We start from the raw sequence: 22,478 nt of genomic DNA, 5'->3' as shown, positions 1-22,478 counted from the left end.
GTCCGCCACGCTAGAGCGGCCCGTGCCATCACTCCAGCTAAAGATTCTGCAGTACCGTTAGAATTGCTTATGGCGTTCGACCCGGTTCAGCTCGCGACGTTCCAGGCGGTCATCGAGCACGGCAGCTTCGACGCGGCGGCGCGGGCCCTGCACGTCACCCCGTCCGCGGTCAGCCAGCGGATCAAGGCGTTGGAGCAGATCGTCGGTCAGGTGCTCGTGCGCCGGGCGCGGCCGTGCGCGCCGACCGACGCCGGACGTCCCCTGGTGCGCCTCGGTGGGCAGCTGGCCCTGCTGGAGAACGAGGCCCTCGATGCCGCGCGCGGCACTCTGAGCGGCCGCACCCGCACCAGCGTGGCCGTCGTCGTCAACGCGGACTCCCTCGACGGTTGGTTCCTGCCGGCCCTTGCCGCCCTGCCCGACGTGGATTTCGATCTGCACACCGACGACGAGGGGCACACCGCCGAGTTGTTGCGCGACGGCACCGTGATGGCCGCGGTCACCACCGACCGGGTCGCCGTCCAGGGCTGCCGCGTGCACCGGTTGGGCGCGATGCGTTACCTGGCCGTCGCCGCACCCGAATGCCACGCGGCGTGGTTCGCCGGGCGTGGCCCCGCGGCGTTCGCGACCGCGCCGATGATCCGTTTCAACCGCAAGGACACCCTGCAACACCGCTTTGCCCGTACGGTCGTCCGGCGCGACGTCGACCCTCCGACGCATTTCGTGCCGGCGTCGGCGAGCTTCACCGAGGCGATCCGGCTCGGTCTCGGGTGGGGGCTCGTTCCGGAGGCTTCGGCCCGTACGGACATCGCCCGCGGCCGCCTCGTCGACCTGGCCGACGGTCACCACCTGGACGTGCCGCTGTACTGGCAGTACTGGCGGCTGGAGTCGACGGTGCTGTCGGCCCTGACGGCCGCGGTCCGGACGGCCGCCGCCACCGCGCTGCGTTAGGGTTCCAGGCCATGGGGGAGCGACTGCTGGTAACCGGTGCGACGGGTCATCTGGGACGCGCGACCGTCGAACGGGCGGTGGCCGCCGGTTGGTCGGTGTCCGGAACGTACGTCACCGCGCCGTCGGAGGCCGCCCGCGAACGGCTCGACATCCGCGACCAGGCCGCCGTGCGGGAGCTGATGCGGCGGATCCGCCCCACCGCCGTGATCCACACGGCCGCGGGGCGCGACGACTGGCGGGCCATCGCCGACGGAGCCGCCCACGTCGCGGTCGCGGCGGCGTCGCTGGGCATCCGGCTCGTGCATGTGTCCAGCGACGCGGTGTTCTCGGGCCAGGAGGTGCACTACGACGAGACGGCGTTGCCGGACCCCGTGTACCGCTACGGCGCCGCGAAGGCGGCCGCCGAGACGGCGGTGCGCGCGGTGGACCCGACAGCCGCCGTGGTCCGCACCTCCACCATCCTCGGCGACGGGGGCGGCGCCCACGAGATCCTCACCCACCAGCTGATCTCCGGCCAGGCCACGGGCGTGCTGTTCACGGATCAGATCCGCAAGCCGATCCACGTCGACGACCTCGCGGACGCCCTGCTGGAGCTGGCGACCCACCCGCACCAGGGAATCCTCAACGTGGCCGGGCCCGATGTCATCAGCCGCTACGACCTGGGCGTGCTGGTCGCCCGCCGCGACGGCCTCGACCCGGCGTCGGTGCCCGCCGGCTCGATCGCCGAGCGCGGACTACGGCTGCCGGCCGACGTGCGGTTACGCATCGACGCCGCACAGTCCGTGCTGCGCACCAGGCTGCGGGGAGCGCACGAGTTCATGACCGTCCCGCCCCGCTCATCTCCGTCGCCTTCCCCGGGCGACGTGCGCATCGTGCACCTGACCGGCGCCGCGTTCCAGGCCCTGGCCGAAGGCGACCTGTCGGCGGCGAACGAGCTCAGCCCCGTCGCCGTCTCGGAATACCTCGCCGGGCCGGAATGCCACGGCGTATGGCGGATGCGCAGCAGGCAGGCCGAGGAGAATCCGGCCACCGCGGCGTGGGTCACCGGCATCATCTGGGACGAGGCCCGGCAGACAGCGGTCGGCCGGGCCGGCTTCCACGGGCCGCCCGACGACACCGGCATGGTGGAGATCGGTTACGCCGTCGATCCGGCATACCGGCGTCGCGGCTACGCCCGCGCCGCCCTGGAAGCCCTTCTCGCCCGGGCCGCCCACGAGCCGGAGGTTCTTCGGGTACGGGTCAGCATCAGCCCGGACAACGTCGCCTCGTTCCAGTTGGCTTCCCAATACGGATTCCGCAAAGTCGGTGAGCAGTGGGACGACGAGGACGGGCTGGAGTTCGTGTACGAGGTGGCGGCGCGTGCCGGTGACTAATCCTTGGCTGGCCGGTCCCGGCCCGACCAGGCGCCTGCCGCGCGAGCGGCTCGCGGAACGCATCCTCAATCTGCTGTCCTCGCAGAACATGTGCGTGCTGGCCACGACGGGCCCGGACGGGCCGCTGGCCACCGCGGAGCGCAGCTGTTCGGCGCCGCCCGCATTCTCGAGCCCGACGACAGCGACTTCTCCCGGTACTGGCCGGTGGTCCGTTGGCAGTCCGACCACGTCGAACGATCCCGGCCGCTCGACGAACCTCCCACGGGTCCGATCGGCGTGATCGCGGCGGACCGGATCGTCTACACCGAGCACTGGCTGCGCCGCGAAGGCTATGCGCCACGCCAGTTCTGGCGCGCCGATCGGCTATCCTGACCGGAGCATTGAGCCACAGTGAGGAGCCGATATGCGCCACGGCATGGTGACGGTCCCCGTTTCGCCGCGAGAGCACACCGCCCGCTGATCGACCCACCCGTCGGATAGTCCGGCGGCGCGGTGCTCCTCGCCGCGGAACGGTCCTCAGACGACCGTTTCCTTCCTTGGCTCGAGGAGCTCTTTTGCGTGCCCTTGTATCCGCGCGTCTCGGCGCGGATTTCACCAGACTGTGGACCGCCTCGGCGGTGTCGAACCTCGGTGACGGTGTCACCATGGCCGCCGGCCCGCTGCTGGTCGCGTCGGTCACGGACGATCCAGTCCCGATCGCCGGTGCCGTCTTCGCCCAGCAGCTGCCGTGGCTGCTGTTCGCTCTCATCAGCGGCGCCTACGTCGACCGGCTCGACCGGCGCCTGCTCGTCGTTACCGTCAACCTCATCCGCGCCGCAGCTCTGGCCGTCCTGACGGCGACCATTGCCACGGAGACCGTCACGGTCGCCGTCATCTACGCGGTGCTGTTTCTCCTCGGGACCGGGGAGACACTGGCGGACACCGCGATGGGTGCGCTGCTGCCGTCGGTGGTAGATCCGGAAAAGCTGCCCAGCGCCAATGCCCGGCTCTATGCCACGTTCACCGTCGCCAACCAGTTCGTCGCCAAGCCCCTGGGCGCGTGGCTGTTCGTCATCTCGGCGGCCGCGCCCTTCGGCCTCGACGCCCTGACTTTCGCGGCGGCCGCGGCCCTGATCGCGGGCATCCGGCCGGCGCCGCCCGCACCGCAGTCCCCGCCGCAGTCCCCGCCGCGGGACTCATCGTGGGCTTTGTCGGGTGCTTCGTCGGACGCTTCGTCGGACGCTTCGTTGCGCGGGGAGATCGTCGAAGGGGTGCGGTGGTTGGGGCGCCACCGCCTGGTGCGGACCCTGGCGGTCAGCATGGGCATGGCCAACGTCGCGTTCTGCGCCGCGTTCGCGGTGTTCGTGCTCTACTGCCGGCAGCGGTTGGGTCTGTCGGACGTCGGCTACGGATTCCTGCTGACGGCGTTCGCGGTCGGAGGGCTGTTCGGCACGGCGGTCGCGGCCAGACTCGCCCGTGCGTTCGGTGGCGCCGCGGTGCTCCGGGCCGGCCTGGCGATCGAGGTCGTCACCCATCTCACCCTGGCGGTGACGACGACGCCCGGGGTGGCGGCCGCCGTCCTGATCGTGTTCAGCGTCCACTCCATGGTCTGGGGCGTGACGGTCGCGTCGGTCCGGCAGCGGGTGGTTCCCGCGCACCTGCGCGGCCGGGTCGGCAGCGTGTACGCGCTGCTGGACCTGGGTGGAGCCGCGCTGGGCTCGCTCCTCGGCGGCCTGCTGGCAAGCGTCTGGGAGATCACTACTCCGTTCTGGGTCGCCGCCGGAGCCATGACCGTGATCACGGTCTGTGCCTGGCGACCGCTGCGCGAGGCCACCGCGTAGCTCCACCACCGATCCGGCTCCCGGCCAGCCGAATGATGCTGGCCGGGAGCCGGGCGCTCACTGTGATGTGCCGGTGGGATCCGTCGCGAAGTAGTCGCGCAGCATGGCGATCCGCCCATCGCGAAGGCGGAAAATCTGCACCAGCGACATAGTCACCCGGCGTCCGTCGGCCTGATCCAACACCGTGTCGATCTCGGCGATGAACACGTCAGGGTCGGCGGTGTCATGGAGCACGGCAGTGGACAGCTCCATGTTCACGGTGCCTCCGTCGGCCCAATACTCGTGGTAGGCGCCCACTCCGGACCGGATCGCATCCCGACCCACCAGTCGAGAAGGCAGTGGATGACCGTCGGGAACCAGGGGCGCGTCGAACACCCCGTCCTCGGTGAACAACGCGGCGATCGCCTCCGGATTTCGGGTGATCGCGCCGGCGTACACGTACCGTTCGAAGATTTCTCTGTTTTTATGAGCCACTCTCCAGCGTAGCCGGCCGGGTGGCGAGGATGTATCCGACGGTCGTGACGCCCAGCGACACTCCCCAGCCGAGGAACACCAGCAGCGTGCCGGCCAGCGCCCAACCGTCGCGCACATCCGACCAGTGCCGGTCGCCGGCGAGCAACTGTCCCACGAACACCGCGACGCTCAGCACGCCGTAGGTGATCAGCGCGATAGCCACGATGCCGGCCGGGACCACGGCCATCAGCCGGGGAACCGCTCGACCGCGCAGCCCCGGCACCCACCGAGGAAACTGTTGTCCCCACCGCTGCACCAGCCCGAGAACGAGCAGTCCGGCAAGCGGCGGAACGAAGGTGATCGCCGCACCCGCCGGCGACGAGAAGCCCTGCTGGATGCCGTCCAATTCCCGCTCGGAGACGCCGAACGGAACACCGAAGAACCACAGCCCGTGAGGTACGGCCCAGCCGACCACCGGAAGCGCCACGGCCCCATACGCCCAGCGACGTGCCCACCGCGGCACCGGCCGGTAGCCAGCGGTCATGGGCCCGCGTCGCGGACCGCAGGCGTTCGCCAGTCCGGTGAACAGAACTCCACCGGCCACCAACGCGATCCGGGCGCCGAGGTCACGCCAGTCCGAGGTGCGTCCCGCGAGCGCCGCCGGCACCTCGAAGAGCAGATGCAGGGGGAACGCGACGAGCAGAAGCAGCCCGGCGGCGACCCAGCTGCCGGCGGCCGCCCCGCGACCGGGAAGCCGAAGCGCGCAGACGATCACCAGCGCGAGGACCGCACCGACGCCCAGCGCTCCCCACCCCGACCAGAAAGGCAGCACCTCGACCCGGTCGGCGCCGCATCCACCCGTCGGATCGACCAGATCGGTGCGGTCGCAGGCGGTGTAGCCCCACCTACCGCCCGCGATCCAGTACAGCCGCAGCGCCACCTCACCGACGACGAAAGCCAGACACGCTGCTGCGTGATAGCGAATGGACCGTTGTGACATGTCGACTCCCCGTGGTCACAGCCGTACCGACCCCCGGAGCCTGCGCCGGGTCCGCTGTGGACACACTGAGCGGCGCTCAGGATGTCCACAGCACCTCGACACTCACGCGAGGATCTAAATCGGTTGCCGTCGGGCGTCGGCCCGGCGAGGTTGAAGCGTGACCTGTGACCCGGACGCCGTCCCGATGCCGGACCGACGCCTAGTCGACGTGAGCGTCGCGAGACGGCTGATAGCCAGGCAATTTCCCCGCTGGGCCGACCTGTCCCTGCGACCCGTCGAGACCAGCGGGTGGGACAATCAGACCTTCCGTCTCGGTGACGGCATGTCGGTACGGCTGCCCACCGCCGCGGAGTATGCGCTGGCAGTGGACAAGGAACACCGTTGGCTGCCCGAACTCGCGCCACAGGTGCCGCTGCGTACACCTCTGCCCTTGGCAAAGGGCGAGCCCGACGAAGGGTTTGGGTTTCCCTGGTCCGTATGAATGGATCGACGGCGAGCCCGCCAGCATCGACACCATCGGCGACCTGAGCGATTTCGCGGACAGCCTGGCCGCCTTCCTCGTCGCGCTGCGACACCTCGATCCGACCGCCGGCCCCGAGCCCGGGCTGCACAACTGGTTCCGCGGTGGGCCGCTACAGGTCTACGACCCCCAGGTGCAACGGGCGATCGAGGTACTCGACGGTCGGATACCCCGAGATCTCGTCACGGAGATCTGGCAACTGGCGCTGCGGGCGCCCTGGGACCGCCGCCCGGTGTGGTTCCACGGCGATGTGGCCCCGGGAAATCTCCTGGTCCGCGACGGCACGCTTGCCGCCGTCATCGACTTCGGCACGTGCGGTGTCGGTGACCCGGCATGCGACGTGGCGATCGCCTGGACGCTGCTGTCCGGGGCGAGCCGCGAGGCGTTCCGCGCGAGGCTCGATGTCGACCCCGGGACGTGGGCCCGTGGGCGGGGGTGGGCGCTGTGGAAGGCGCTGATCCTCCACGCCGGTGCGCTGCGGACGGACCACGCTGCGGCCGTGGAAGCGCAGCGAGTGATCGACGAAATTCTCACCGAGTACAGGGGCTAGGGTGCGCCTGGGCGAAGCTGTCAGAGCAGCCTCGTGACGAACAGGGTGGTCCCGTGGACCGCGTCCACTTCCTTCCGGTCGGTCTCGGTGAACCCGACCTTGGCCAGCACGCGGCGGGAAGCGGTGTTCCACTCCCGGACCGTGGCCCACAGACGTTCGTACCCGGACGATCTCGCCCAGTCCAGAACCGCCAACGATGCCTCGGTCGCGTACCCCTGACTCCAGACCCGGCGAAGGAGCTCGAACGCCAGTTCCGGCTCTCCTTCGGGTCCTCGACCCCGGATCAGCCCGCAGTAGCCGATGACGTCACGAGCGGCCTTCCGCTCAACCGCCAGCAGGCCGATCGACGACGGCTGGTCGGTGCGGATCGAATCCTCGAGCTCCGCGATTGTCGGGCGTCCATCCGCGTCGATCCGGCGGTGCGGCGGCACTCGTGGATCACGTTCGGCCCATAGCTCACGCTGGACGACAGCCTCGGCGACCCGCCAAGGTCTGAGCAGCAGCCGACCCGTCTCAAGCACAACGTCACGGCCCGGAGTCGCTGCGGCTGTCATGACAGCAACTCTCTCACGGGCCAACGCGCTGCCCTCTCACCCTGTGGCGGCAGCGGCATAGCTGAAGATCTTCTCCGGCGTCATCCGAATCCACGCCGCGGCCCATGCCAACTCCCGGTCGTACCGGTCCGCGGCACCAGCCACCTCGTCCGCCGCGGCATCCACAACCTCGGCGGGCCCCTCCAGCATCACCATCGCATGGTCGGAACCGGTGCCCCGCATGACGACCAGAGACGCCCACGGGTGCACAGTGAGATTCGCCAGGCGAACCGCACCACTGACCGTGGGAAACCAGACGGCTTGCTCGTGTACGACCAAGCTGGTCGGCGCGGCATGCGGACGGCCATCGGCCCTCGTAGTGGCCAGCACGCCGTATGCACCCGGAGAGAGCAGGCGAGCCAGTTGGGCGCCAGTCATCCGGTTCTCCGCCGGGAAGGACGATGCTGTTGGCGTCCCAGCCCGGCCGAAGGAACGCTCCTGTAGCTCGGCAAGCCACTTCTCATCTGCGGTCATCTACGGATCATCGTGGCTGCAGGCGGGTTCAGATCAGCCGAGGCCTTGCCAACTTAGTGAAACCCGCCACCGGTCTCTCAAGTTCGAGCGGCGACGCCCCACCGTCCCGACCCTGACGGCGCCGACCGGCTGTTTTCCATGCTGGTCGATGTGACCGGCCTGGCGTACCACCGCTTCGCGGAGGCCTACTACGGAAAGGCCGTAGATCTTGATGCCGTCCGCGCGCTTTCCCCGCTGACCCCAAGCTTGGTGGGGCGCCTGAACGCTAGCCGATAGTCGTTGATCGATGGTGTCGGAAGGATGCCATCAACATCCCTTCATCACCGTTTGGTGCCGCGGTGATGGAGGGGTGGAGCCCTGAGGCGGTCCATCAAGTTGATCAGAGCGGGTCCCCTCGGTAGCCTCCCCGCCCGTGAAGCGAATCCGTAGCACCGCGACTGTTCTGATCAGCGTTTCCTTGCTGGCCCTTACCGCGTGCGGTGGCAACGACACCGACGCCAAGGCCGGCTCCACCCCGCCCGCCGTCTCCACCGGGGCGACGTCGGCCGCGGCCACCTCCGCGCCTGCGCCGGTGAACGGCACGGGCGACGCCAAGCTCTGCGCCGAGGCGCAGGCCTCCGCTAAGGCCTGGAATGCTGACTTGACCGCGGTGATGAAGTCGGCCGAGGGCAAGGAAACGCCCGTATCCGAGATCCAGGAGGCTCACGCGGACTTCGCGTCGGCGCTGAACGCCGTGGCCGGCGGCGGTGACAGCAAGGCGGCTGCCGCGGCCAAGGAGCTGGCGACCCATGTCGGCAAGGCCGCGACTGCGACGGACCCGCTCAAAGGCTCCTACACACCCGGCTTTGAGAAGTCGATCAAGGACCTGACCGCCGCTTGCAAGGCGGCCGGAGTCAAATTCAACTAACAGTCGCTATCGGCTCCGCTACGGCGAGCCCAGGCCGCTCGCCAGGGTGTGAACTTTGGTGGTCAGTCCGCCGCGAGAGCGGCCGATGCCTTCGCGTGCCTGCGTGGGCCTTATCGGGATCGGACTGCCGCGGTGACTTCTACCTCGAGTACCGCTCCGGGTAGGAACAGTCGGTTGACCTCTACCGTTGTGCTGGCCGGCGGGTTGGTGGCGGGTTCTGCGGGGAACAGGCCGCGGCGCACTGCGGCGTAGGCGGGCAGATCTTGCAAGCTGGTCATGAAGGTGCGGATGTGCATCACGTCAGCGAAGGTGGCTCCGTGCGCTTCCAGGAGCCCGTGGATGATCTCGAAAATGCGCTCTGCCTGGACAGCGGCGTCGCCTGGCGCGACGACCTCGCCAGTGTCGTCGACAGCGACCTGCCCGGCGAGCATGAGCAACGCGCCGCCGTCGAGGTCCAGGCGAGCGACATGGGCGAACCGGTCGCCGAACGGTGCGGCGACTGTCTGCGGGTTGTCCAGGTTCAGGTTCATCGGGTCTCCAGACTGATGATCGATGCGATGTCCGCCGTCGGGTCGGTGGCGGCGTTGAGCAGTTGCAGTGCGGCGGCCGCGATCGGGGCGGTCTGCACTTCGCGCAGCGCGAGCCGCGTGTCTTTGGCGGCTAAGGAGATCGCGAACGACGCCCCAGTCGCGGTCGCCCGCTGGATTGTTCCGCTCAGCGGCCCGGCCGCGAGGGCATCGAGCGCGTTCGCCGCATCAATGCCGAGTGCATCGGCGACAGCGAGGGTGTCGTGCAGCGCGCCGAGCGCGGTGACCAGCGCCGTGTTGACCACGAGCTTCAGGGCCGCCCCCGCACCGAGGGGGCCGCAGCGGCGGATTCTGCCGAGGTGGCGCAGCACAGGTTCGGTGCGTTCCAGGGCGGTGGGTGAACCTGCGGCGAAGATGGTGAGGGCGCCCGCCTCGGCCGCGCCCACGCTGCCGCCGACGGGAGCGTCGAGCAACGACAGCGTCCGAGGCAGGCGGGCGGCGATGCCGCGTATCTCGTCAGGTCCGATCGTGGACATCTGCACCACGACTGTCTCTGGTGACATGGCCGTCACCGCGGAGTCAGAGTTGCCCGAGTCGAAGAGCGTGGCTTCGACCGCGGCGGCGTCGGTCAGCATCGTGATCACCAGGTCAGCGCCGGCCACGGCGGCGGCAGGCGTCGCCGCGATCTCAGCGCCGAGCGCGGCTAGCGGTGCGGCGCGGGCCGGGCTGCGATTGCACACCGTGACTTGGTGACCGGTCGCCAGTAGTCGCCGTGTGATGGCCGTGCCCATGTGCCCGGTTCCCAGGATCGCGATGCTCGTCACGACCACCAAGGTAAAGATCACTGAGACATGCGACCAACGAATGTTCGACATGGACGCCATGCAAAACTAGGATGTCAGGGTGGAGACTCGGCTGTTGGAGGTGTTCCAAACGGTCGTGCGTTACGGCTCGATCACCGCCGCCGCCCACCATCTGCGTTTCACTCAGTCGTCGGTCTCGCGGCAGATCGCGGCGTTGGAGGCCCAGTTCGGCGCCCAGGTGTTCGACCGGCTGCCGCGCGGGGTGGCGCTCACCGAGCAGGGGCGCATCCTGTTGCCGCACGCCGAGGCGATCCTGGACCGGCTCACCGCCGCCGAGCGAGATCTCGACGATCTGCGCCGCATCGGCAGTGGCCGGCTGCGTGTTGGCGCGTTCCCTACCGCCGTCGCCGCACTCGTGCCTCGGGCGCTGGCATCGTTTCGCGCCGCGCATCCCGAGGTGGCTCTGTCGCTGATCGAGGGACTGACGCCCGGGCTGTTGGAGAGTCTCGCCGCAGGAGACGCCGACGTGGTGGTGGTCAGCTCGTCACCGACGGGACCGATCGACACCGCCCATGTCGATTTGCATCACCTTCTCGACGAGCAGCTGCTCGTGGCGGTGTCGCACGAACATCGGCTGGCCCAGCGACGTATGGTGCGACTGGCGGACCTGGCTGACGACGCGTTCATCGTCGGCTCCGCGAACGCCGAAGACACCCTGCTGCGCGCTAGCCTGCCTAGCGGCTTCCAACCGCGGATCGACATCGTCGCCGCAGAGTGGACCGGCAAGCTCGGCTGCGTCGCGACCGGGCTCGGTGTTGCGCTCGTGCCTGCCCTAGCCGTGCGCGGCACGCCAGCCGATATCGTTCTGCTGCGCCTGCATCCCGAGGACGAGTCGGTCCGGCGCATCTTCGCCGCTACTCTCACGGGACGGGCCAGACCACCCGCGGTGACCCGGTTCCTCGCCCACCTCGATGAAGCCGCACACGGATTCGTCCAAACCCCCTGACCAACCCACGATCCGGTGAACCCATACGTGCCACCAGGGCCGCCGATCCCGCGTCAATCGTCTCGAGCTCCAAGAGCGGGCAGTGGCCGCAGCCGCTGCCCGCTCGACGGGGCAGGGAAGGTGTAACGGCCCAGCATGTCGATGTGCGCATACCCGAGCGGTGACAAGCGGGCGGCATCCTCATCGCGGACCGGGTAGCCCTGCGCACGCAACGCGGTGACGGCCAGGTCGATGTAGCGGCCGGCGGCCTCCAACCGGCGGGCGGTGGCCAGCGCCGTGTAGAACTTCAGCAGCAGCGCGAACCCGAGCCGGGTCGGCCCGCGCTTGCCGGCGCTCGGGGACTAACGTTCAGGAAAGTCCCGATAAGCCAAGGTCAGCGATAACCATCGATGGTGGTCGTTGATGTGACGTGAGAAGTTTTCTGACTCCCGCCGAAGAGGCGGTCTATGGCCGGTTCACCGGCCAGCCTGAGCAGGCGGTCCTTGACCGGTTCTTCTTCCTTGACGACGCGGACCGGGACTTCGTCGCATCCAAGCGTGGTGATCACAACCGGCTGGGTTTCAGCCTTCAGCTGGTGACGGTTCGCCATCTGGGCCGGTTCTTGGAGGATCCGCTCGACGGCCGAGCGTGGTGGTCAACTACGTGGCCTCGCAGATCAAGGTGGCCGACCCGTCGTGTGTAAAGGCGTATCTGGAACGCAAGTCGACGCGGTTCGAGCATCAGGCGGAGATCTGCGACGGGTACGGCTATCGCTCGTACCCGTTGGTGAAGGAGTCGCTGCTGGCGTGGGTGGGCGATCAGGCGTGGGCGACTGGGGACGGTCCGAAGGCGTTGTTCTACTCAGCGGTGGCCCGGCTGCGGGCCGAGCGGGTGCTGTTGCCCGGTGTGACGACGCTGCGCGATGACGTGGCCAGCGCTCGAAAGACGGCCGAGACCAGGATGTACTCGGCCCTGTCCGGTGCGGTCACCGCGGAACAGGCCGGTGACCTTGAGCAGATCCTGCGGGTGCCGGAGGGCCAGCGCCGTTCGCAGCTCGACTTGTGGCGGCGCGGGCCGACCAACCCGACCGGGCGGGGCCTGGTGAAGTCGCTGGGCCGGGTGGCGCAGATCGCCGGGCTGCACATGGGTGCGGTGGACGTGGCCGGCACAGGGGTGCCGACCCGCCGATTGATCGAGCTGGCCCGGATGGGGTTCGAGGCGAAGGCGCCGAAGCTGGCGGCGCTGACGTATCACCGCAAGATCGCGACGTTGTTGGCGACGGTGCTGAGGCGGTGCGGGTGGTCAATGCGATGCGGGAGCTGCGGAAGCTGATCGACGCCAAGGAGTCCGTCCGGGTGCCGAAGGGCTGGCTGGTCGCCCGGAAGGTCGACATCGCTCTGGTGCCGCGGGGCTGGCGGAACCAACTGGTGTTCCCGAAGGACCGGCCCGAGGGGTGCGTGGACCGCAACGCCTACGTGTTCTGCGTGCTGGAGCCGTTCCACACCGGCCTAAAACGCCGCGACATCTTTGCCCGGGTCTCCGACCGGTTCGCCGACCCGCGGGCACGGCTGCTGACCGAGGACGCGTGGGACGCGGTGAAAGGCCCGGTGCTGTCGACGCTGCTGCTGCCGGAGGACCCCGCCGAACTGCTGGAGACCCACGCCGCCGAGTTGGACGAGGCGTGGCGGGCCACCGCGGCCGGGCTGGACGACAACGCCAGCCTGAGCGTGGACGCCGACGGACGGCTGCATCTGGGCAAGGACGCCGCTCTGGAGGACCCGCCGAGCCTGGCCGATCTACGGAACCGTCTCGACGGGATGATCCCGCGGGTGGATCTGTCCGAGCAAATCCTGGAGGTGATGAGCTGGCATCCGGACTTGGCGGCGGCGTTCACGTCGGTGACCGGCGGCCGGGCGAGGCTGGCGGACCTGCACGTGTCGGTGGCGGCGCTGCTGACGGCGCACTCACTCAACGTCGGCCTGTCCCCGGTGATCGACAGCGAGATCCCGGCACTGACCCGGGGCCGACTGGTCCATGTCGACCAGCACTATCTGCGGCCGGACACCTACGCGGCGGCCAACGCGGTGCTCATCGACGCCCAGGCCGGCATCGGGTTGGCGCAGGCGTGGGGTGGTGGGCGGTCGCCGCGGTCGACGGGGTCCGGTTCGTGGTGCCGGTGCGCAGCATCGACGCCCGGCCGAACCCGAAGTACTTCGCCCGTAAGAAGGGCGTGACCTGGCTGAACATGATCTCCGATCAGCGGATCGGGCTGGCCGGGCGCGTGATCTCCGGCACGCCGAAGGACACGCTGCACTTCGTGGACCTGGTGTTTAACCCCGACAGCGACCGCCGCCCGGAGGTCCTGATCACCGACCAGGGGTCGTACTCCGACATCGTGTTCGCCATCGTCACGCTGCTCGGGTTCGACTACCGGCCGGTGCTGGCCGATCTGCCTGACACGAAGCTGTGGCGTATCAACCGCGGTGCCGACTACGCGGTATTGAACAAGGCTGCCCGCGGACAAATCGACCTGGAGAAGCTCACCCGGCACTGGCCGGACATCCTGCGCGTGGTGTGCTCGATCCATACCCGCACCGTCTCGGCGCACGACGTGATTCGGAGTGATTCGGATGCTGCAACGCGACGGCCGGCCCACCCAGCTCGGGCGAGGCGTTCGGCATGTACGGGCGGATTTTCAAGACCCGGCACGTGCTCACCCTCGTCGACGACCCCGCCTACCGGCGGGAGATGAAGGGGATGCGCAACCTCAACGAGGGCCGCCACGACCTGGCCCGGCACCTGTTCCACGGCCGCAAAGGCGAACTGCACCGGGCCTACCGCGACGGGCAGGAGAACCAGCTCGGCGCGCTGGGTCTCGTGCTCAACTGCGTCACGCTGTGGAATACCGCCTACCTGGACCGGGCGCTGATCGACCTGCGCGGTCAGGGCTACCCGGTACTGGATGAGGATGTGGCCCGGTTGTCGGCATACACGTGCCGGCACATTAACGTTCATGGCCACTACTCGTTCAGGTTGCCCGATCTAGGCGGCGCCTGGCGTCCGTTGCGGGATCCCGACGAATCTGACTCCGACGTGTAGGACTTGACCGGCCGCGGCCGCGGCGGCTGCCCACTCACCGCGGCCGTTTTCGCGTCGACGACGGCGGGCGCGAACTCGGGCAGGTCGTGCAGCAGCGCCGCGGCGGTCAGTTCCGCGCTGGCGTCAGGCACGTGTCGCACGAGTGCAGCGGCGACGGCGGCCGAGTAGGCCAGGGCGGGCCTGGCGGTCGAGTGCCCCTGCCCTGCGCCTCGGGGTAGGTGCACCGGTCGAAGCTGAGCGGTTGCTGAGCGTTCCTCAGCGTCGTCCCAGCGACGATGCGGAGACTCAGCACCGTGGTGATCGAGTCGTGAAAGTCGATGGATTGATTCGGGGCGTCGCTCCGGTCTGGCAGTTCGCGTACGTTCTGGTTCACCTGTGGTGGGCGGTCGGCGGCGCGCCGTCGTTCCACAACGGCCAGAAGTCGTATTTCCCGGGCGGATGGGTTCCGGTGGTACTCGGTGTCGTGGCGCTGGCCGGATGTCTCGCCGCTGCGGCCACCGCCCGCCGGGAGGTGGATCGCACCGGCCGCTACGCGCTTGCCGGGCTCAACGCCGTCGCGGGCGCAGCCCTGTGCGTCTACTCGTTCCTGTTCCCGATCATGCTGGTGGCGCTGGTGTTCGAGGGCCCTGGGCCGGGCATTGTCGCCAGTCTGCTGGCGACCGGTGGTGGCGCCGTCGCCGGGATTCTCTGCCTGCGCGTCGCCGTGGAGCAGCGACGGCTGGCCGTGGGTTCGTGCGAGTCGTGCGGGCGGGTGCACGGCAGATCGCCGGAGAGCCGGAGGGAGCGGGCGCCCGGCTGGGCCTTCGCCGGTGCGTATGTCGCCGTGGCCGGGTTCGCCATCCGGATCAGTGTGTGGCTGGCCGATACGATCGCCGGGCGGTTTCAGTCCGAGGTGAGCCGGTCGGATGTGTCGTGGAGCGCGATGGTGGTCTTCGTGGCGTTGATGAGTCTGGCGGGCACGGTGCTGCCGTTGGCGCTGGCACACCGCTGGGGCCGGGTGTGGCCGGGCTGGGTGGTGCCGCTGCGGGGGCGGGCCGTGCCGCGTTGGCTGGTGCTCGGCCCGGGGCTGTTCGTCGGGGCGGGCCTGACCGTGTACTTCGGTATCGCGGGAATGACCGCCTGGATTCGCGGGGACACCGGCGGCCCGTTCCTGCCGTTACTGCTGGACATGGGCGGCTACACACTGTGGGGAACCGGCCTGCTGGTGGCATGCGCGTCGTACGCCGCGCTGACCCGGCCGCCGTGCCGCATCGTCCACGGTGGATATGGAGACGTCCCGGAAGGGCGGGATCCGGTCTCGCGAAGCGGGTGACACATGCAGAAGGCCGTCCTGTCCGCCGGCACCGTGGAGTACCAGGACAGCGGTGGTGAGGGACCAGTCCTCGTCTTCCTGACCGGTGTCTTGGTCGGCGCCACGCTCTGGCGGCACGTGGTGTCCGACCTGCGGGCCGACCATCGATGCGTGGTCCTGGAGGTGCCGCTGGGCGCGCACCGGCTGCCGATGAACGCGGACGCCCACCTCAGCTCGCGGGGGCTGGCCGCGCTGGTGGCCGAGTTCCTCGACGTGGTGGATCTGCGCGACGTGACGCTTGTCGGCTGTGACTGGGGTGGCACGCAGTTGGTCGCCGCGTACCATCCGACCGACCGGCTGTCGCGACTGGTGCTGCTGCCGCAGGAGTCGTTGGAGAACTTCCCGCCGGGACTGCCGGGCCGGTCTCTGCATCTGTCGTCGAAGGTTCCCGGCGCAACGTTTCTGGCTTTGCAGACACTGCGGGTACGCGGTATGCGCCGCTCGCCGGTGAACTTCGGTCTGATGTCGAAGCGCCCGGTGCCCCACGATGTCATGAACGCCTGGCTGGCGCCGTCCCTCGGCTCCGGCGAGATCCGCCGTGACCTACTCAAATACCTTCGTGCCACGCGACGCCGGGAGTAGGGGTGCCGGTAAGAAACGTGTCACCAGATCCAAACCGCATTACTCAGGACCCGGTCGGGTTCCGATAGGCGCTCTGCTGGCAGGATCGCGGGCAGTACGTACGTACGGGCCGGTCGTGGCCACGGCGACGGGCGGGGTGCGTCCTGTAAATCAGACCCGCTAGCAGGCCGGGATTTTAGTCACAGGCGGCACGGACCCGCGATGACACATCGAGAAGGTCGAGTTGCCTCTGGTACTGGTAGCATCTTCCCGCTCGCGCAGAACGTGCGGGTGTCTTCTGAATGAGGGAATGAAGCCAATGATCACGGGTGTGCCTAGCGGCCGCCTGTTGCGGCGGTCCGACGTCTTGTCGTGATTCTGTTCCTCATGCCGTAAAGGACTTCCCACCTTGTCTGTGGATCTTCGTATCCAGCAGTCCGTCGTGGCCAACCTCTGCCGCCGTCCGGCCGCCGTCGAATCGGGGCCGTTCATCCTGGGCTTCGACCCGGCGACTGACAGTCCGAATATCAACTACGCGACACCACGCCCTGGCACGGAGATCACCGCCTCCGACGTCGAGAGCTTGGTGAGAGCATTCCGCTCCGCGTCACGACGGCCCCGCTTGGAGTACGTCGTGAACTGCGCCCCCGGCCTTGAGGAGTTGCTGCTCGCGGCCGGTTTCACGGTCGAGGAGCGGCACGAGTTCCTGACCTGCTCGCCCGAATCCCTCGTCTCGCCGCCGCCGGTCGACGGCTTCGTCGTACGGCAACCGGAGAACCGAGCCGAGCGGGCGGCGATGGTTGCCGCCCAGGGCGAGGCATTCGGCGACGCGTTCGAGGTGAACAACGCCGACGTCGACCGCCTCGAAACGCTGCGGCAGCGGGGCGGCTTCGAGGTAGCGGCGTTCGCCTCGGACGGCACCTGTGCCGGTGCGGGCCAGGCGGTCCCGCCCGGTGGCGGGGTCAGCGAGATCGCGGGCATCGCGGTGCGGGTGCCCTACCGACGTCGCGGTCTCGGCGGTGCCATCACGGCCGCGCTCAGCCGGCAGATCTTCGAATCCGGCGCCGACCTGGCCTGGCTCGAAGCGTCCGGTGACGACTCGTGGCGGGTCTACGAGCGGATCGGCTTCCGTCCGGCGGGCCGCCGCCTCTACATCTGGCTGTAGTCGAACGGGGCCGGCCCACGGGAATTTCAATGGTCCGGCCCCGTGCTCTTGCGGACCTCGTTATGGTTCCGATATTGATCTAATATCGGAACCAGACTGGCGCTTTGGTTCTGATATTTGGTACCCCGAAGGGTGGGATCGACACAGAACTGGTTCTGATATCAGAGGAGCAGCCCGGGGGACGGTGACGAGGACCGACTTCGCCGGCGAGCCGGCGCCCGCGCCGCGGCGGCGCGGCGGCGTCGCCCTCGGCGTGCCGGGCGAGTACGAGGCAGTGCTCGCCGGCTACCGGGCGGCGCTCGATCGGGCCGGGATCTCCGAGCACACCCGCCGGGCGTACGCGTCACGGGTCTCCAGCTTCCTGCGCTGGCTCGCCGACACCGTGCTGCCCGACGGCTACGGCGTCGGCGACCCGGCCGGCGCCGACCCGCTCGCCGACGCGTTGGCGCGCGACTTCGTCGTCCGCGACTACCGCGGGTGGCTGCTCTCCGTGGGCAAGAAGAGCTCCAACACCGTCAACGCGCACCTGACCGCGATCGACGACCTCTACACCCACCTCGGGCTCGGCCCGGCCAACGCCGACCGCATCGACCTTCCCCGCCACGCTCCTCGGGCCCTGGCCGAGGGCGAGACCCGCCGGCTGCTGCGCGGCGCCGAGCGGCTGCCTTCGATCCGGGACAAGACGATCGTGGGGCTGCTCTACCGCTCCGGCCTCCGCGCCGCGGAGCTGGTCGACCTGGACGTCGACGACGTGCCCACCACCGCCCGCACCGGCAAGGTCATCGTCCGGGCCGGCAAAGGCCGGCACGGCGGCAAGCCCCGGACCATCCCGGCCAACACCGACCTGCGCCGCGATCTCGCCGAATACAAGCAGTACCGGCGCGAGCTGCTCGGCGCCGACACCTGCCCCGCGCTTTTCCTCAACCGCTACGGGCAGCGCCTTTCCGCCCGGTCGGTCGACGAGATCGTCGCCGACCTCGGCGCCGCGATCGGCCTGGACGACCTCTCCCCGCACGTCCTGCGGCACTGCTTCGCCACCGACCTGCGCCGCGGCGGCGCCGACATCGTGCTGATCTCCGAGTTGCTCGGACACGCGTCGCTCAACTCGACCCGGATCTACACCATGCCCACCGAGGCCGACCTGACCCGGGCCGTCGAACTGCTGCACGCTGACCGATGAGGTGTAGCTCGACGGCATATCGATACGTTGGCGGGAGCTGCCGGGTCGTGTTCCGCTCACTCGAGCAAGGAGAGCACGATCGCCACGAGGGCTACGAGGACTGCGTAGATGCTCAGTGCGGCGCCGATTCCGGCGGTAAATGCCTCTGCCGGAGCGGCGGGGTCGGGCCGACGGTTTAGCCAAACGACGAAGCCCACGGCGCCACCGAGGGACGTCGACCGCGACCAGGGCGCATAGCCGGACAGCGACGTCAGCGGGCAGCCGGGCCGTGATCCGGGCGGTCAGCGCCTGCTCGGCCTGGTGCAACGCCGAGCGCACGATCCGGTCGATCCGCCTGGCCGCTGGCGGTTCGATCCGCTCCGCCCGGCAGCGCGCCAGTAGCTCGTCGCGCACCAGCTCTGGGCGCCGCTCAGACTCGCACACCGCGGCCGCCAGCCAGCGGGTCAACTGCTCGGCGTCGGCTACCGTGCACTCGCGGAAACCGAGGTGCGCCCGGATCTGCGACCGGTGGTAGGCGATGGTCGAGCCAGTCCACTCATAGAGCCCGAGGTCGGCCGGCTCGACACCGACCTGGCGACCAACGAACTCCACCGCCTCGCCCGGGAACTCGCCTCGTCCGCGAGGGAACCGGCCGACCCGGATGTAGAACTTCAGCAGCAGCGCGAACCCGAGCCGGGTCGGCCCGCGCTTGCCCGCGATCAACTCCCGCTCATCTTCGAGCAACGTCCAGTGCTCGACCAACTCATCGAGATCCAGCGATCGCGCCATGGCCCGAGATGATGGCGTATCCGACCTCGAACTCAGCGGCCGGGCTCGCCAAGCTCGCGATCACCGCCTTGACCAGCACGAGCATGCTCGTTTGGATCTGGTGACACGTTTCTTACCGGCACCCCGAGTACGTGGACGCTGCCGAGCGGCTTTCCGGTTTCACCAAACCGGCTCTGGTGCTGTGGGGACCGGAAAACGTCATGATGCGCCCGGAGAACGGCCGGCGCCTGGCGGCGGCGCTGCCGCGGGGCCGCCTGGTCGAGGTCGCCGACGGCTTCACGCTGATGCCGGAGGACCAGCCGCGGGTCTGCGCCGAGGAGATCCGTTCCTTCGCCGCCTCCTGAAGACCCGGTCCGCCCGGTTGATAGGAACCTCGCGGCGACTGGAGAGCACCGCCGGGTGGTCGCTGGTCAGCTCTCCGGTGCGGCGGTGAGCAGCCGGTCGTACTTCTCCAGAGTCGGCGGGCCTGGGCGTTGGTCCGGCGGCGGCCGGGCCAGCGTGGCGTCGGCGCCGGAAGACCCGGACACTGCCGACGAGGATGGTGAGCTGTCCGGCCGGGCCGACACTGCCGAACGCCTGGATGACGAGGTGCAGTGGATCCGCCAGTGCCCGGACTGGTGTGGGAGATTTGCAAGACGTGCCTGACAGCCGGGGCTGCACGCCGTCGGGCAGATCGCCGCCCAATCGCCGGTAACCGCCCCCACCTCGCCAAGCTGGCGAACCACTGACCCACGTCTCGCCAGCGTCAGTGACGATCCACCACCGGTTTCGCGTGCTGCGAACCGATACGACGCTCAGCTTCCGCCCGTGCCACTCCCCGTGAACATCCTGCACGGATTACTGGATTGCCATTAACAGTAATCCAGCAATCCAGAAACGGGCATAATCCCCCGTACACCATAATGACAGTTATGCGGTTACAGCACACTAGCTGTATGGTGTAGTCATGGCTGACGAGTTGGTGTTCTGCGCGAAATGCGGAGAAACGAAACCACGCGACGCGTTCTACAACCAGCTGCACACCACGCAGCCACGCCGCCCTTGCAAGACCTGTCTCAGCACCTACAAGCGGGCGCGATACGCCAAGAAGGACGGTGATCGGGTTTCGCACGCGCAGGTTCTACGGGAGAAGTACAACCTCACGCCCGCGGAATACGATCGGATGCTCACGAACCAACAGGGGCTGTGCGCAATCTGCGGCAAGGCGGAGACCGCGCGGGGACGCGGAGGCGCGCCGAAACGACTCGCCGTGGACCACGATCATCGCAACGGCCTGGTTCGGCAACTGCTGTGCCACCGCTGCAATCTGGTCACGTGGGCAGTCGAGGAGAACCCGAGCCTGCTCGACGCCGTGCGGGCCTACCTGGAACGCCACACACCCCGAGGGGTCTGACTCGGGATATGCCTTTGCGATCGGCTGAGGAGGCGCTGTCGGTGCCGAGTGTGGCTGCGGCGGCCAGCAGCGCTTGTGTATGTCGAGCGTTGCGGTGACCTGGAGGCTGCAGCCCTGGCCGCAGTGGACGGCGCGTCCGCGGCGGTGCGTGGCGTTCGGGGTCGCTGAGGTCGGGGTGGTGGGCGAGCTTGCAGGGGATTTCGGCGCGGACCGCCTGGGGCTCGGTCATGGCGGCGGTTGCCGGCCGGTCGGGGTGGTTGGGGAGCGGGTCGCGATCGCGGTGCGGATCGCGCCGCGGCTGACGCCGTGTTCACGGGCCAGGGCGGCGATACTGGCCCCGTTGCGGAAAGCTGGCGTGCCTGGTCGGTGGCGCCGAGGCGGGGGCGCCGGCCGGAGGTGCTGCCGTTGGCCCGGGCTGCGGCGAGGCCGTCGCGAGTGAGTTCGTTCGGCGGTCGCGTTGGAACTGTCCGACCGAGACCAGCAGTTTGACCAGCATGGTGGTGGTCGCGTCGGTGGCGGCCAGGTCGGTGATGTAAGACAGCGCGCCGGAGAGCACGCGCAGTCTCACCTGGTGCTGTTGGCGCCAGCCGCGGACGGCGAGGATGTTAGTCGGTCAGGTCCCGGCACAGCCGGTACAGCTCGGAGACGGCAGTTCCCGGATGCCGGTCCGGTCCAGCGCCGGGATCTTGGAAGAGGTCGCCGGATCCTGAATCAACGAGATGCTACGCCGCCTCGAAGCCGGCAACCTCACCCGGCCCGTCGCCGCCGCGCCCGAGAGCCTTCGAGGTCAACCCTTCTCTTTGTGTTCAGTTGTTTTCAGCGGCGTGACAGACCATTGGCTCTGAAGGATTCGCAGATCCGGCCGGCGATACGTATGGGGACGCCAGCCGTCGATGGAGAACAGCTCATGTATCAGCATCACCGGATCGTCCAATTCGCCGTGCGGGGTGAGGCCGGCTCTCTGTAGCCGTTCGAAAACGAATTTACCGAAAGTGTAAGTATTGTCTATTTGAAGCTTGTATACGGCTTCTACCTGCACCTCGTTGCCCCCCTTGCGGGGCTTTGCAGTCTCCTCGCCCTCCGGGGGGAGCACGAAAGGGTTCCCCCATCCGGTGGCGTTTATTGAGGCCTCGATGAAGATCTCGATGGCTGCGTGCAGTTCGTTCATTGCATTGATGACTCCAGGAGGATCGCCTCCTGCTTCGAGTGTTGCAACGTAGGTATTGAACACATCTTTCAAAGTTTGCGACGCACTTTGTAATTCGCTCACCTCGTCCTCATCCCTTCGGATATCGGTAATGGTTGACGTAGAGCGTTTCGCCATACCGGTTGTAATAGTCTACGTGGACGTGATCGTTCGAGGAGCACGGACCGCGGTAGCAGGCACGAGCTCCTCCAGCTGCGGCGTCATTCCTCGCCGCGTTCACCGCTTCGTCCTTAGGCCGTGTTTCGGAATGGTCGAAGCCACTGGTTGATGACGGCGATGGTGACGGTGGCTTCGTAGCGGACGGCGAGCTTGTCGAACCTGGTGGCCATCGCTCTGTGCTGTTTGAGCTGGTTGATGCCGCATTCCACGGCATGACGTAGCCGGTACACCTGCGAGTCGAAGGTGGGCGGCCGCCCACCTTTGGACCCCTTTGCCTTGCGGTTGGCGTCCTGGTCGGCCTTGCTCGGGATGCACACCCGGATCCGACGGCGACGGGCGTGTCCGCGGTTGCCCCGGCTGGTGTACGCCTTGTCCGCCAGCAGCAGATCCGGACGGGACCGCGGCCGGCCGCCACCGACCCGGTACACCTTGATCCGTTCGAGGACCGTGATGAGTTGCGGGCTGTCACCGCGCTGGCCCGTGGTGATTACCAGCGATAGCGTCTTACGGCCCTGCTCACAGGCCAGATGCGTCTTCGTGGTGAACTCACCACGAGAGCGTCCCAGACCGTGATCGTCGGGCTCGGTCTGCACGCCGCCGGGCGGTTCCTTCTGCAGATGACCGTCTCGGCGAGCGCCTGCA

23 protein-coding genes and 6 pseudogenes are annotated in these 22,478 nt (G+C 68.5%); 18 read left to right on the top strand and 11 right to left on the bottom strand.

The window, feature by feature from the left end; translation table 11 throughout:
* The first annotated feature begins 69 nt into the window (after nt 1-69).
* The 5 genes and pseudogenes from AB0M36_RS28375 to AB0M36_RS28355 all read left to right on the top strand — a co-directional run bounded on the left by AB0M36_RS28375 (nt 70) and on the right by AB0M36_RS28355 (nt 4,141).
* A complete protein-coding gene (locus AB0M36_RS28375; RefSeq protein WP_364163244.1) occupies nt 70-948 on the top strand; it encodes a LysR family transcriptional regulator ArgP in 879 nt (292 codons plus the stop codon).
* 11 nt (nt 949-959) lie between these two features.
* Nucleotides 960-1,769 (top strand): annotated as a pseudogene (locus AB0M36_RS28370) (sugar nucleotide-binding protein); the annotation flags it as partial.
* A complete protein-coding gene (locus AB0M36_RS28365; protein WP_364163905.1) occupies nt 1,767-2,321 on the top strand; it encodes a GNAT family N-acetyltransferase in 555 nt (184 codons plus the stop codon). The pseudogene AB0M36_RS28370 and the gene AB0M36_RS28365, both read left to right, overlap by 3 nt.
* Nucleotides 2,308-2,693: pseudogene (locus AB0M36_RS28360) on the top strand (pyridoxamine 5'-phosphate oxidase family protein). The gene AB0M36_RS28365 and the pseudogene AB0M36_RS28360 overlap by 14 nt, the downstream one beginning before the upstream one ends.
* A gap of 182 nt (nt 2,694-2,875) precedes the next feature.
* Nucleotides 2,876-4,141 carry an MFS transporter gene (locus AB0M36_RS28355; protein WP_364163241.1) on the top strand — a complete coding sequence of 422 codons (1,266 nt, stop codon included), beginning with the start codon at nt 2,876-2,878 and terminating at the stop codon, nt 4,139-4,141.
* A 57-nt stretch (nt 4,142-4,198) separates the two neighbouring features.
* Here AB0M36_RS28355 and AB0M36_RS28350 read toward each other — a convergent pair whose 3' ends face one another.
* Nucleotides 4,199-4,579: a nuclear transport factor 2 family protein gene (locus AB0M36_RS28350; protein WP_364163239.1), complete on the bottom strand. Its 381-nt coding sequence runs from the start codon at nt 4,577-4,579 to the stop codon at nt 4,199-4,201.
* Nucleotides 4,580-4,604: 25 nt separating this feature from the next.
* The gene (locus tag AB0M36_RS28345) at nt 4,605-5,594 is read right to left on the bottom strand and encodes a hypothetical protein (RefSeq protein ID WP_364163236.1); all 990 of its coding nucleotides are present in this window, start codon (nt 5,592-5,594) and stop codon (nt 4,605-4,607) included.
* Between the two features lie 184 nt (nt 5,595-5,778).
* On the opposite strand from AB0M36_RS28345, the pseudogene AB0M36_RS28340 reads away from it, so the two are divergent.
* Nucleotides 5,779-6,664: pseudogene (locus AB0M36_RS28340) on the top strand (aminoglycoside phosphotransferase family protein).
* A gap of 20 nt (nt 6,665-6,684) precedes the next feature.
* Here the strand turns inward: AB0M36_RS28340 and AB0M36_RS28335 are convergent.
* Nucleotides 6,685-7,218: a GNAT family N-acetyltransferase gene (locus AB0M36_RS28335; RefSeq protein ID WP_364163234.1), complete on the bottom strand. Its 534-nt coding sequence runs from the start codon at nt 7,216-7,218 to the stop codon at nt 6,685-6,687.
* Between the two features lie 36 nt (nt 7,219-7,254).
* Nucleotides 7,255-7,731 (bottom strand): pyridoxamine 5'-phosphate oxidase family protein, encoded by a 477-nt coding sequence (locus AB0M36_RS28330; RefSeq protein ID WP_364163231.1) that lies wholly within the window; start codon nt 7,729-7,731, stop codon nt 7,255-7,257.
* 412 nt (nt 7,732-8,143) lie between these two features.
* Between AB0M36_RS28330 and AB0M36_RS28325 the strand changes: the two genes are divergently transcribed.
* Nucleotides 8,144-8,638: a hypothetical protein gene (locus AB0M36_RS28325; protein WP_364163228.1), complete on the top strand. Its 495-nt coding sequence runs from the start codon at nt 8,144-8,146 to the stop codon at nt 8,636-8,638.
* A gap of 110 nt (nt 8,639-8,748) precedes the next feature.
* Here AB0M36_RS28325 and AB0M36_RS28320 read toward each other — a convergent pair whose 3' ends face one another.
* Nucleotides 8,749-9,168 (bottom strand): RidA family protein, encoded by a 420-nt coding sequence (locus AB0M36_RS28320; RefSeq protein ID WP_364163225.1) that lies wholly within the window; start codon nt 9,166-9,168, stop codon nt 8,749-8,751.
* Complete coding sequence (locus AB0M36_RS28315) at nt 9,165-10,049, bottom strand: NAD(P)-dependent oxidoreductase (protein WP_364163222.1); 885 nt, start codon at nt 10,047-10,049, stop codon at nt 9,165-9,167. The genes AB0M36_RS28320 and AB0M36_RS28315 overlap by 4 nt, the downstream gene beginning before the upstream one ends.
* Before the next feature lie 19 nt (nt 10,050-10,068).
* Between AB0M36_RS28315 and AB0M36_RS28310 the strand changes: the two genes are divergently transcribed.
* On the top strand, nt 10,069-10,974 hold the full coding sequence (locus tag AB0M36_RS28310; protein ID WP_364163219.1) for a LysR family transcriptional regulator: 906 nt from the start codon (nt 10,069-10,071) through the stop codon (nt 10,972-10,974).
* Between the two features lie 116 nt (nt 10,975-11,090).
* Here the strand turns inward: AB0M36_RS28310 and AB0M36_RS28305 are convergent.
* A pseudogene (locus AB0M36_RS28305) lies at nt 11,091-11,210 on the bottom strand (Tn3 family transposase); the annotation flags it as partial.
* Nucleotides 11,211-11,383: 173 nt separating this feature from the next.
* On the opposite strand from AB0M36_RS28305, the gene AB0M36_RS28300 reads away from it, so the two are divergent.
* From AB0M36_RS28300 to AB0M36_RS28265, 8 genes and pseudogenes are all read left to right on the top strand, one after another.
* Complete coding sequence (locus AB0M36_RS28300) at nt 11,384-11,656, top strand: DUF4158 domain-containing protein (protein WP_364163216.1); 273 nt, start codon at nt 11,384-11,386, stop codon at nt 11,654-11,656.
* The gene (locus AB0M36_RS28295; protein ID WP_364163213.1) at nt 11,605-12,285 is read left to right on the top strand and encodes a DUF4158 domain-containing protein; all 681 of its coding nucleotides are present in this window, start codon (nt 11,605-11,607) and stop codon (nt 12,283-12,285) included. The genes AB0M36_RS28300 and AB0M36_RS28295 overlap by 52 nt, the downstream gene beginning before the upstream one ends.
* A pseudogene (locus AB0M36_RS28290) lies at nt 12,264-13,705 on the top strand (Tn3 family transposase). Before AB0M36_RS28295 ends, AB0M36_RS28290 begins: the two are co-directional and overlap by 22 nt.
* Nucleotides 13,663-14,052: a Tn3 family transposase gene (locus AB0M36_RS28285; RefSeq protein WP_364163902.1), complete on the top strand. Its 390-nt coding sequence runs from the start codon at nt 13,663-13,665 to the stop codon at nt 14,050-14,052. The pseudogene AB0M36_RS28290 and the gene AB0M36_RS28285 overlap by 43 nt, the downstream one beginning before the upstream one ends.
* Nucleotides 14,053-14,359: 307 nt before the next feature.
* Nucleotides 14,360-15,364 carry a hypothetical protein gene (locus AB0M36_RS28280; RefSeq protein WP_364163211.1) on the top strand — a complete coding sequence of 335 codons (1,005 nt, stop codon included), beginning with the start codon at nt 14,360-14,362 and terminating at the stop codon, nt 15,362-15,364.
* A 3-nt stretch (nt 15,365-15,367) separates the two neighbouring features.
* Entirely contained in the window at nt 15,368-15,985 is a 618-nt protein-coding gene (locus tag AB0M36_RS28275) for an alpha/beta fold hydrolase (protein ID WP_364163208.1), read from the top strand.
* 394 nt (nt 15,986-16,379) lie between these two features.
* Nucleotides 16,380-17,129, top strand: coding sequence for a GNAT family N-acetyltransferase (locus AB0M36_RS28270; RefSeq protein WP_364163205.1), 750 nt, complete (start codon nt 16,380-16,382; stop codon nt 17,127-17,129).
* A gap of 184 nt (nt 17,130-17,313) precedes the next feature.
* On the top strand, nt 17,314-18,309 hold the full coding sequence (locus AB0M36_RS28265) for a tyrosine-type recombinase/integrase (protein ID WP_364163202.1): 996 nt from the start codon (nt 17,314-17,316) through the stop codon (nt 18,307-18,309).
* A 366-nt stretch (nt 18,310-18,675) separates the two neighbouring features.
* On the opposite strand, the pseudogene AB0M36_RS28260 reads toward AB0M36_RS28265, so the two are convergent.
* Nucleotides 18,676-19,077, bottom strand: a pseudogene (locus AB0M36_RS28260) (DUF4158 domain-containing protein); the annotation flags it as partial.
* Between the two features lie 131 nt (nt 19,078-19,208).
* Between AB0M36_RS28260 and AB0M36_RS28255 the strand changes: the two are divergent.
* Together AB0M36_RS28255 and AB0M36_RS28250 are read left to right on the top strand one after the other, a co-directional pair.
* Complete coding sequence (locus tag AB0M36_RS28255) at nt 19,209-19,421, top strand: alpha/beta hydrolase (protein ID WP_364163199.1); 213 nt, start codon at nt 19,209-19,211, stop codon at nt 19,419-19,421.
* A 602-nt stretch (nt 19,422-20,023) separates the two neighbouring features.
* Nucleotides 20,024-20,470 carry an endonuclease domain-containing protein gene (locus AB0M36_RS28250; protein ID WP_364163196.1) on the top strand — a complete coding sequence of 149 codons (447 nt, stop codon included), beginning with the start codon at nt 20,024-20,026 and terminating at the stop codon, nt 20,468-20,470.
* A 310-nt stretch (nt 20,471-20,780) separates the two neighbouring features.
* On the opposite strand, the gene AB0M36_RS28245 is transcribed toward AB0M36_RS28250, so the two are convergent.
* From AB0M36_RS28245 to AB0M36_RS28235, 3 genes are all read right to left on the bottom strand, one after another.
* A complete protein-coding gene (locus AB0M36_RS28245) occupies nt 20,781-21,038 on the bottom strand; it encodes a hypothetical protein (RefSeq protein ID WP_364163193.1) in 258 nt (85 codons plus the stop codon).
* 219 nt (nt 21,039-21,257) lie between these two features.
* Entirely contained in the window at nt 21,258-21,794 is a 537-nt protein-coding gene (locus tag AB0M36_RS28240; protein ID WP_364163190.1) for a hypothetical protein, read from the bottom strand.
* 113 nt (nt 21,795-21,907) lie between these two features.
* Nucleotides 21,908-22,478: IS5 family transposase (locus AB0M36_RS28235; RefSeq protein ID WP_364163187.1), on the bottom strand; the 571-nt coding region annotated here is incomplete at its 5' end.

The organism is Actinoplanes sp. NPDC051346 (genome assembly GCF_040682215.1).
Classification (GTDB): Bacteria; Actinomycetota; Actinomycetes; order Mycobacteriales; family Micromonosporaceae; genus Actinoplanes.
Note: the sequence above shows the minus strand (reverse complement) of the source record. Positions and strands in the feature narration are given on the sequence as shown.

Coding starts and splice junctions, on each gene's coding strand:
- AB0M36_RS28375 (WP_364163244.1), top strand. CDS start 70: ATGGCGTTCGACCCGGTTCAGCTCGCGACGTTCCAGGCGGTCATCGAG.
- AB0M36_RS28365 (WP_364163905.1), top strand. CDS start 1,767: ATGACCGTCCCGCCCCGCTCATCTCCGTCGCCTTCCCCGGGCGACGTG.
- AB0M36_RS28345 (WP_364163236.1), bottom strand. CDS start 5,594: ATGTCACAACGGTCCATTCGCTATCACGCAGCAGCGTGTCTGGCTTTC.
- AB0M36_RS28335 (WP_364163234.1), bottom strand. CDS start 7,218: ATGACAGCCGCAGCGACTCCGGGCCGTGACGTTGTGCTTGAGACGGGT.
- AB0M36_RS28330 (WP_364163231.1), bottom strand. CDS start 7,731: ATGACCGCAGATGAGAAGTGGCTTGCCGAGCTACAGGAGCGTTCCTTC.
- AB0M36_RS28320 (WP_364163225.1), bottom strand. CDS start 9,168: ATGAACCTGAACCTGGACAACCCGCAGACAGTCGCCGCACCGTTCGGC.
- AB0M36_RS28315 (WP_364163222.1), bottom strand. CDS start 10,049: ATGGCGTCCATGTCGAACATTCGTTGGTCGCATGTCTCAGTGATCTTT.
- AB0M36_RS28275 (WP_364163208.1), top strand. CDS start 15,368: ATGCAGAAGGCCGTCCTGTCCGCCGGCACCGTGGAGTACCAGGACAGC.
- AB0M36_RS28250 (WP_364163196.1), top strand. CDS start 20,024: ATGGCTGACGAGTTGGTGTTCTGCGCGAAATGCGGAGAAACGAAACCA.
- AB0M36_RS28240 (WP_364163190.1), bottom strand. CDS start 21,794: ATGGCGAAACGCTCTACGTCAACCATTACCGATATCCGAAGGGATGAG.